The following is an 8,475-nucleotide window of genomic DNA, read 5'->3' on the forward strand; positions in this document are numbered from 1 at the left end:
GAGTATGCCGTCTTTGCCTGTCAGTGCTTGACCTGATTGAAGCTGTTTAAGTGCTGTTTTAAAGTCGAATATGGGGTTGTTCATGTGTTGTCTCCTATTTGGAATAGTTTAGGGGATTGACACAGATTTTTGAACACTACCATCTAAATCAACCACAGAAATCACATCACCCCAAAACCACCAATTCGGTGGTTTTGTTGTTTTCAGGCAGCCTGTGTAAACAGTCTGCCTTTTTTGCTGCCCGATACAGGAATGGTAAGGGCGGTAACCGCAGCGGAAGCCATTTTTTCAGAGTAAAACTACGATAAAACTGAAATTTGATAACGATTGAACGCCTGAAACACAGGCTGCCTGAATTATTTCAGGCAGCCTGTGTTTCAGGAAATAATGATACAAACTCGGCAAATTGTATGGCTTACGTATGTCATCATTAAATTTTGGCTGTTACCAATCTGATATTGTTGAATACACACGGGAAACACAGTAAAAAATCCAATATTTTCAATATCAATTCAGCTGAATTCCGCCAAAAAATCAACAATACTGCGTACTCCGAAACACCGCCGAAATTAATTCAAATTTTCATCGGCTAACGCTCGCCGCCGATAACGCCCGTAAACAGATAAAGCTGCCAAAAAACACGCCAGCAAGCCAATCAGCCAAATACTGCCGCCCAAGCGCATATACGGCGTTTGTCCGCGATAACCCACTATCTCGGCTGTCAAAGTTTGTTGCGTATCCGGCGGCAATAAAGCAAGTACCTGCCCTTGCGGATTGATTACTGCCGTCATGCCGGTGTTGGTGGCACGCACCATAAACCGCCCCATTTCCAACGCCCTTGCCTGTGATTGTTGTAAATGCTGATCCATTGCCGCCGATTTGCCATACCACGCCATATTGCTCACATTGGCAAGCAAGCTGGCTTGTTTGGCAGAAGCAATTAATTCATCGCCAAAGCTGTCTTCATAACAAATATTGAACGCCACTTTTTGTTTGCCCAGCAATAACGGCGCTTGCGCCGCACCGCCTCGGCTGAAGCCTGCCAGCGGAATATTCATTTGGCGATATAACCATTCGGTAACCGCGGGTAAGGGAATGTACTCACCAAACGGCACCAAATGATTTTTGGCATAAAACGGCAAATTGTCTTCTGCGTCAGGATCGAATGCCGATAGATTAACCACTGCATTTAAATAGCCCTGCCCGTCTGCCGTGTATTGCGCCATGCCCGCCGCTAAGTCTGAACCATTGCGTTTGGCTTGCGTGGCAAACGATGCCAGCAATCCTTGCGGCAGATTTTGACGCATTTCGGGAATGGCGGTTTCCGGTAGAATCACAATATCGGCATGGCTTTGTACCACTTGGTTGTAATACTGCTGCACCGTTTCGGCAAATATTTCCGGCCGCCATTTCAAAGTTTGCTCAATATTGCCTTGCAACAATGCCACGCTGTTTTTACTGCCGTCAGGCTCGGTAAACGATATGTGCTTTAAACCTTCACCCAGCAACAGCAAAACCAGTGCTGCCGATAAAAATACTGTTCGCTGAATCCATTTTTTGGACAAAATCACTGCGGCAAGCAAGGCTGCCAACAAAACCGTTGCCAAGGTTACCAAATGAATGCCGCTGATTGGTACAAAACCCGCTAAAGGCGACTCGGCAATTTGCGAATAACCCGTAGCCCCCCAGCCAAATCCGGTTAATGCCCGCTCTCGCGCAAATTCAGCCAGCGTCCACAACATCGGAAACACCGCAATCAGCCGCAGCCATTGCGACAAGCAAAATTTTTCCAGTAGCCAAAAAACCATCGCCGGATACAAAGCCAAATAAGCAGGCAATAATAAGGTCAGCGGCAGTGCAAAAAACTGCGTCAAACCCGCCACATTATGCAACGCAATATCAATCCAATAAAATTGTGCGGTATAAGCCAGCAAACCCCACAAATATGCACTGCGCACCATGTATTGCGGACGAATTTGCGTGAGCAGCAACAGCAAAGCCAACAGCAACGGCATCAGCCAAAACAGCCGATACGGCGCAAATGCAAACGGCGTCAGCAGCGCAGACACTGCCAGCACCACCCAATAAAGCCACGGCATACGCAACCGCTCTAAACATGATGCACAAATATTCATCATGGATTTTCCTTGTTGATTATTCCCCCGTTTATTGCTTTCAGGCTGCCTGCTGCCGCTTCTCGCGCCAAGCCATAATCGGCAGCACCACAACACACACAATTGCACCAGTAATGACGCCGATAACCAAGCTTGCCAGCGTTCCGATTAAGCCCACATCCCAATGATGCGCATGAAGCCATTCATGCACAAAACCCATATTGTGAGCAATGATACCGCCGCCCACCATAAACATGGCAGCCATACCCAGCACACCCAAACCACGCATCAGCCACGGCACTGATAAAATCAACCCGCGCCCCAATGCCTGAGCAAAAACCGATTTTTTGCGATTGAGCCATTCGCCGACATCATCAAGCTTAACAATACACGCCACCAATCCGTAAACGAACACTGTCATGCCAATACCAATCATTGCCATTACTATCGCTTTTTGCAGCATCGGCATATCCGTTACCACACCCAACGCAATGATGATGATTTCTGCCGACAAAATAAAATCCGTGCGCACCGCACCCTTAATCTTGGTTTTTTCATCAATGATCTCGTCCGCGGCAACTGCTGGCGTGTCATGTGTCTCTTCACCACCGTGCCGATGAGTGATTTTGTGCCACAATTTTTCCACGCCTTCAAAACACAAATACGCACCGCCAATCATCAATAAAGGCGGAATCAATGCGGGGGCAAAAAAAGCAATCAGCAATGCCAGCGGCACTAAAATCACTTTATTGATGAATGAGCCTTTCGCCACTTTCCACACAATCGGCAATTCGCGGTCTGCCGACACACCGGTTACTTGATTGGCATTCAAAGCCAAATCATCACCCACCACGCCGGCTGTTTTTTTTGCCGCCATTTTGGTCATCAACGCCACATCGTCCAACACCGAAGTGATGTCGTCCAGCAAAGTAAACAAAGAAGCCAGTGCCATAAATTTCCCTTTAAGATTAAAATGATATTTTCAGGTAATCTACTGCATCAATACCAATTATTTTTTCAAAACCGTTGATTGAAATTCTTCTTCCAAACGCTTCGTTGCCGGCTTTATTTTCATACACCAACACCGCTATCATGGCTTCTGCCATGCAAAAAACGTTATTTCTTTCATTTGAATTTAGCTGTTACAAAATTCAAAAGAATTCATTGCGGTCAATAAATTTATTATAAAAAATAATTCTTTAACATTAATCAAGCAGAAAATCGGTTTGTTTCAATTTTTCGTTTTCAAACCCATTTGTACTTAAAGAACAACAAAACAATGGCAGAAATCAACATTGTTCTGAATATCATCTTATCAGCAACAGGCTGCCTGAAATACTTTTTATTGACGCACCACCATTCGCTGCCGCCGTGTTTCACTCAACACCATGCCTGCACTCACCGATACATTCAAACTTTCCACCGTACCGAACATTGGAATTGACACCAGCACATCACACAAATCACGCGTCAAACGGCGCATTCCCGAGCCTTCCGCACCCATCACCCAAGCCATTGATTCGGGTGCATTGAAGTGAAACAAATCGCTTTCACCCGCCATATCCGTACCCACCACCCAAATACCGCGCTCTTTCAATTCTCGCAAAGTACGTGCCAAATTGGTTACCGTGATATACGGCACGGTTTCTGCCGCACCGCAAGCCACCTTGCTCACCGTTGCATTCAACCCCGCGCTTTTGTCTTTGGGTGCAATCACCGCGTGAACACCCATGGCATCGGCAACCCGCAAACACGCACCCAAATTATGCGGATCGGTAATGCCGTCCAACACCAGCAGCAACGGCGGCTCGGTCAAGTGTTCCAGCACATCGTCCAAATCAACATAATTTTTAGACGCATCAATAAATCCCAACACACCTTGATGCCGCCCTTGTTTACTCAGCACATCAAGCCTGCCTGCATCTGCATAAATCACCCGCACTTTTTCAGCGGCGGCTTTTTCCAGCACATCGCGCATTCGTGCATCATGTTTGCCTTCCTGCACGTATAATTCAATAATGCTTGTCGGATTTTGCCACAACCGCGCATTTACCGCGTGAAAGCCGATAATCAATCGTTGATTTGCCATTGGTTTACCCTACAAAATAACGATGCGGATTATAACCGTTTTACCGTGTTCCCGTTTGATCGGAAAACTGCCCATTGCCAAAGCGCAAGCAACAAACTACCATGTTTACCAAAAATACCCTTTCCCGCAGAGAGCATGATGAGCAAAATCCAAGCCGTATTCCAACAACTGAAAGCACGTAACCAAGCCGCCCTGATTACCTACATCACCTGCGGCGACCCTGATTTAAACAACACACTGTCGCTGATGCACACACTGGCAGAACAAGGCAGCGACATCATCGAATTGGGTGTACCGTTTTCCGATCCTATGGCAGACGGACCCATTATCCAAACCGCACACGAACGCGCCTTAGCACACCACATCAGCTTAGACGATGTATTAGACACTGTGGCACAGTTTCGCCAAAGCAACCAACAGACACCCGTGGTGTTAATGGGCTACCTGAACCCCATTCACCGCATGGGTTATGCCGCATTTGCAAAAAAAGCCGCCGCATCAGGCGCAGATGGTGTATTGACTGTGGACTGCCCCGCCGAAACCATTGACGATTTACAGCAAGCACTCAAACAAAACGGCTTGGATTGTATCTTTTTAATCGCCCCCACCACCACCGATGAGCGCATTCAAACCATCGCTGCCAAAGCAAGCGGCTTTGTCTATTATGTATCACTCAAAGGCGTAACCGGTTCAAGTCAGTTGGATACCGCCGAAGTTTCGCGTAAAATTGAACACTTGCGTTCATTGATTGACATACCCGTGGGCGTGGGCTTCGGTATTCGTGATGCCGACAGTGCCAAGCGTGTTGCCGCCGTTGCCGATGCAGTGATTGTCGGCAGCCGGATTGTGGACATTATCGGCTGCAATCCCAATAATCCCGCCGCAGCCGTTGCCCCTTTGGCAGCAGAATTAAAAAATGCGGTTGCCGCAGCGAGAAATAACTAATCCAAACCCAAATCAGCCGTTTCAGGCAGCCGTTCAGTACTTAAGGCTGCCTGAAACCAATATTAATAAAACTTCAGCACCGCAAAAAACGTTTTCATCTTGATTACTGTTTTCTCGTGCGGTTATCCGAAAGAGAACATCATGAGCTGGCTTGATAAAATTTTACCGCCAAAAATCAAACACGAAGAATCGGGAAAATCCACCATTCCCGATGGTTTATGGCAAAAATGCCCTTCTTGCGCCGCCACCTTGTACGCCTCTGATTTGAAAAACAATCAGCAAGTTTGCCCCAAATGCGGCTATCACAACCCAATGACTGCCCGAGAACGTCTGAGTTTATTGCTGGACGAAACCGGCCGCGAAGAAATCGGCGCAGACATTACGCCCGTTGATATTCTCAAATTCAAAGACAGCAAAAAATACCCTGACCGCCTAAGCGCGGCGCGGAAACTCACCAAAGAAGAAGACGCACTGGTGGTCATGCGCGGCACGATTAATGGCGTTGCCGCCGTGGCAGCGGCGTTTGAGTTCCGTTTCATCGGCGGTTCTATGGGTTCTGTCGTGGGCGAACGTTTTATTCGCGGCGTTCAATCAGCCGCCCAAAACCGCTGTGCCTTTATTTGTGTTTCCGCTTCCGGCGGTGCGCGTATGCAGGAAGGCTTAAACTCATTGATGCAAATGGCAAAAACCAGTGCAGCCTTGCACTTATTGAGTGAACTGGATTTGCCTTTCATTTCAGTATTAACCGACCCCACCATGGGCGGCGTGTCTGCCAGTTTTGCCTTTTTGGGTGATGTGGTTTTGGCTGAACCCAACGCCTTAATCGGCTTTGCCGGTCCGCGCGTCATTGAGCAAACCGTACGTGAAACTTTACCAGAAGGTTTCCAGCGCGCCGAATTCCTGCTGCAAAAAGGTGCAATTGATCAAATCGTTGACCGCCGTGAACTGAAAGCACGTTTAGCCAAATTGATTCGTGTTTTGCGCCGCGAACCGACGCAAGCGGCATAATGTTTCATTCTTTTTAATTCGGAAAAAATATTACTCAATAACAGGCTGCCTGAAAACATTTTCAGACAGCCTGCAGCCTGTTTTCCATTGAGGCAAATGAACTTAAGGAGCAATAATTATGATTACCGTCAATACATTACGCAAAATGAAAACGGAACACCAAAAAATTGCCACACTCACCTGCTATGAAGCCAGTTTTGCCGCACTTATGGACAATGCAGGCGTTGAGGTTTTGCTGGTTGGCGATTCTTTGGGCATGGTGGTGCAAGGACATCAATCCACCTTACCTGTATCACTCAAAGACATGTGCTACCACACTGCCGCTGTCGCTCGCGGCAGCCGTAACGCCATGATTGCCGCAGATTTGCCTTTTGGTGCGTACCAACAAAGCAAAGAACAAGCATTCGCCGCCGCGGCGGAACTCATGTCAGCCGGTGCGCACATCGTCAAATTGGAAGGCGGTGTGTGGATGGCGGAAACCACCCATTTCCTGCAACAGCGCGGCATTCCGGTATGGGCGCACATTGGCTTGACACCACAATCGGTTAATGCTTTCGGCGGCTTCCGTGTACAAGGCCGCGGCGACACTGCGGCACAACTGACGCTGGCAGATGCCAAAGCACATGAAGAAGCCGGTGCAGCCATGTTATTGCTGGAAGGCATTCCCGCCTCTTTGGGCAAACGCATCACTGAATCTGTATCTTGTCCCACCATCGGTATTGGTGCAGGCGCAGATTGCGACGGACAAGTTTTGGTGATGCATGACATGCTGGGCATTTTCCCGGGTAAAGCCGCCAAATTTGTGAAGAATTTTATGGATGGTCAAACCGGCATTCAGGCTGCCGTTGCTGCCTATGTTGAGGCAGTCAAAAACGGCAGCTTTCCCGGTGCGGAACACATTTATGCGGATTGATTGACTTGATCATTTGGTATTTCTCAGCAAAACCATTCAATGATTGCCGTCAGAATACACAGTATGTCAGACAGCCTTTTTATTTTTAGAAATCACATACAGCCAAACGACTGCCTATTTTTACATGGATACAACTTTGCCGCATGATGAAAAAAGCAGTTTGGCTATATAAAAAAGGCTGCCTGAACTTTCAGGCAGCCTTTTATTGATAAACACTTATTGGATTGTTCGCATCTACGCCACCCAATGCGCATTTGCCAGCAACTGCTGCAATTCCAGCGTTTTATCGGCAAACTGCCACGTTTCGATTTGGTAATATGTACTGCTGAACGAATTTTGCACCGTTAATTTATCACCGGTTTGACCATTCAACACCGTTAAATCATTGCCGACACGTTCCAAAAATATTTCATCGAATAACACATCGGTCAATTTAATGGTATCGGCATTGGAAGGATTGCCGTAATCAGATACCTTATCTTGTCCATGCCCTTTGGCAAACTCATAAACATCAGCACCTTTGCCGCCCTGCAAATAATCATTACCTGCACCGCCGATAAATGTTGTGCCGTTATTTGAACCATATAATTTATCGTTACCCGCACCACCATCTAACAGGCTGCCTGAAGTGAGTGATTGGGCATAGACGGTATCATCACCATCGCCCGCATAAACATTGGCTTTGCCTTTCCATGCGTTAAGATCAATATTGTCATTGCCCTCTGTACCCTGAAAACTTAATCCAATTGTGCGCAGCTGTGCCAGCGTTAAGGTTCGATCGGCAAATTCAAAAGTTTCAATTTCATAATAACTGCCATTGAAGAAATTTTTCAGACGAATAAAATCATTGTCGTTGTAGCCGTATAACAAGAAATCGTTGTTATCTTTTTGGAACAATACTTCTGAGAAGTTAACATCTTTAAAACGTATGGTGTCGGCATTTGAGGAGTTGCCGTAATCAGATACTCTATCTTGCCCATGCCCTTTGGCAAATTCATAAACATCAGCACCGCTGCCGCCCTGTAAGTAATCATTGCCTGTGCCGCCAATAAATGTTGTGCCATTATTTGAGCCATACAATTTATCGTTGCCAGAGCCGCCATCCAACAGGCTGCCTGAAGCAATATTGCCGGCACTAATCGTATCATCACCATCGCCCGCATAAACATTGGCTTTGCCCTGCCATGCGTTAAGATTGATATCGTCATTGCCGTCTGTACCCTGAAAACTCAGCCCGATTGTGCGCAGCTGTGCCAGCGTTAAGGTTCGATCGGCAAATTCAAAGATTTCGATTTCGTAAGTGCTGCTGCTGAAGAAATTTTTCAGACGAATAAAATCATTGTCGTTATAGCCATACAGCAAGAAATCATTACCTTCTTTTTGAAATAAAACTTCTGAGAATTTAA

At 46.9% G+C, this 8,475-nt stretch carries 8 protein-coding genes; 3 read left to right on the forward strand and 5 right to left on the reverse strand.

Annotated elements, in window-relative coordinates; genetic code table 11:
- Positions 1-569: 569 nt before the first annotated feature.
- From lnt to rlmB, 4 genes are all read right to left on the reverse strand, one after another.
- Positions 570-2,135 (reverse strand): apolipoprotein N-acyltransferase, encoded by a 1,566-nt coding sequence (gene lnt, locus Q384_RS10180; RefSeq protein WP_037587756.1) that lies wholly within the window; start codon positions 2,133-2,135, stop codon positions 570-572.
- A gap of 40 nt (positions 2,136-2,175) precedes the next feature.
- Positions 2,176-3,066: a DUF808 domain-containing protein gene (locus tag Q384_RS10185; RefSeq protein WP_037587758.1), complete on the reverse strand. Its 891-nt coding sequence runs from the start codon at positions 3,064-3,066 to the stop codon at positions 2,176-2,178.
- 16 nt (positions 3,067-3,082) lie between these two features.
- On the reverse strand, positions 3,083-3,220 hold the full coding sequence (locus tag Q384_RS13425; protein ID WP_156956542.1) for a hypothetical protein: 138 nt from the start codon (positions 3,218-3,220) through the stop codon (positions 3,083-3,085).
- Positions 3,221-3,456: 236 nt separating this feature from the next.
- Complete coding sequence (rlmB, locus tag Q384_RS10190) at positions 3,457-4,203, reverse strand: 23S rRNA (guanosine(2251)-2'-O)-methyltransferase RlmB (RefSeq protein WP_037587759.1); 747 nt, start codon at positions 4,201-4,203, stop codon at positions 3,457-3,459.
- Between the two features lie 138 nt (positions 4,204-4,341).
- On the opposite strand from rlmB, the gene trpA reads away from it, so the two are divergent.
- The 3 genes from trpA (at position 4,342) to panB (ending at position 7,069) form a co-directional block, all read left to right on the forward strand.
- Complete coding sequence (trpA, locus tag Q384_RS10195) at positions 4,342-5,148, forward strand: tryptophan synthase subunit alpha (protein WP_037587761.1); 807 nt, start codon at positions 4,342-4,344, stop codon at positions 5,146-5,148.
- Between the two features lie 141 nt (positions 5,149-5,289).
- Positions 5,290-6,156: an acetyl-CoA carboxylase, carboxyltransferase subunit beta gene (gene accD / locus Q384_RS10200; protein WP_037587763.1), complete on the forward strand. Its 867-nt coding sequence runs from the start codon at positions 5,290-5,292 to the stop codon at positions 6,154-6,156.
- A 118-nt stretch (positions 6,157-6,274) separates the two neighbouring features.
- A complete protein-coding gene (panB, locus tag Q384_RS10205) occupies positions 6,275-7,069 on the forward strand; it encodes a 3-methyl-2-oxobutanoate hydroxymethyltransferase (RefSeq protein ID WP_037587765.1) in 795 nt (264 codons plus the stop codon).
- A gap of 234 nt (positions 7,070-7,303) precedes the next feature.
- Here panB and Q384_RS10210 read toward each other — a convergent pair.
- Positions 7,304-8,475: calcium-binding protein (locus tag Q384_RS10210; RefSeq protein ID WP_037587767.1), on the reverse strand; the 1,172-nt coding region annotated here is incomplete at its 5' end.

Source organism: Stenoxybacter acetivorans DSM 19021, assembly GCF_000745895.1.
Lineage (GTDB): Bacteria > Pseudomonadota > Gammaproteobacteria > Burkholderiales > Neisseriaceae > Stenoxybacter > Stenoxybacter acetivorans.

Bases quoted from the DNA above. Each gene is read 5' to 3' on its own strand.
- lnt (WP_037587756.1), bottom strand. From the start codon at position 2,135: ATGAATATTTGTGCATCATGTTTAGAGCGGTTGCGTATGCCGTGGCTT.
- trpA (WP_037587761.1), top strand. From the start codon at position 4,342: ATGAGCAAAATCCAAGCCGTATTCCAACAACTGAAAGCACGTAACCAA.
- Q384_RS13425 (WP_156956542.1), bottom strand. From the start codon at position 3,220: ATGGCAGAAGCCATGATAGCGGTGTTGGTGTATGAAAATAAAGCCGGC.
- panB (WP_037587765.1), top strand. From the start codon at position 6,275: ATGATTACCGTCAATACATTACGCAAAATGAAAACGGAACACCAAAAA.
- Q384_RS10185 (WP_037587758.1), bottom strand. From the start codon at position 3,066: ATGGCACTGGCTTCTTTGTTTACTTTGCTGGACGACATCACTTCGGTG.
- rlmB (WP_037587759.1), bottom strand. From the start codon at position 4,203: ATGGCAAATCAACGATTGATTATCGGCTTTCACGCGGTAAATGCGCGG.
- accD (WP_037587763.1), top strand. From the start codon at position 5,290: ATGAGCTGGCTTGATAAAATTTTACCGCCAAAAATCAAACACGAAGAA.